Source organism: Bacillus cereus group sp. BfR-BA-01381, assembly GCF_022663555.1.
In the GTDB taxonomy this organism is placed as follows: Bacteria; Bacillota; Bacilli; order Bacillales; family Bacillaceae_G; genus Bacillus_A; species Bacillus_A pacificus.
In genome coordinates this window covers 1-318 of record NZ_JAKUFR010000266.1, presented here as the reverse complement: position 1 = coordinate 318, position 318 = coordinate 1, and the positions used below count along the sequence as shown (strand labels likewise).

Genomic DNA, 318 nt, shown 5'->3' with positions numbered 1-318 from the left:
GTGGGTCCGGTGCTTCCAGTAGATCCGGTGATGCCAGTGGGTCCGGTGCTTCCAGTAGCCCCACTTTCTACTAAGACAATATAATCTGGAGATACATTAGGAAATCCTTGAGGTGCATCCTTTTTTACAACATAGCCGCTGCTCGTATAAGTAACAACTTGTCCGGCTTTATAGTTTGGAGCGGCTGCAAGATTAAAGGCGGTAGTACTTTGTAAACCAGCTCCTGTACCCCCAGTAGCGCCGGTAGCTCCAGTGGGTCCGGTGCTGCCGGTGGGTCCGGTGCTGCCGGCGGGTCCGGTGATGCCAGTGGGTCCAGTG

At 54.4% G+C, this 318-nt stretch carries 1 pseudogene; it reads right to left on the bottom strand.

The window, feature by feature from the left end:
* Positions 1-318: pseudogene (locus MR079_RS28630) on the bottom strand (collagen-like protein); the annotation flags it as partial.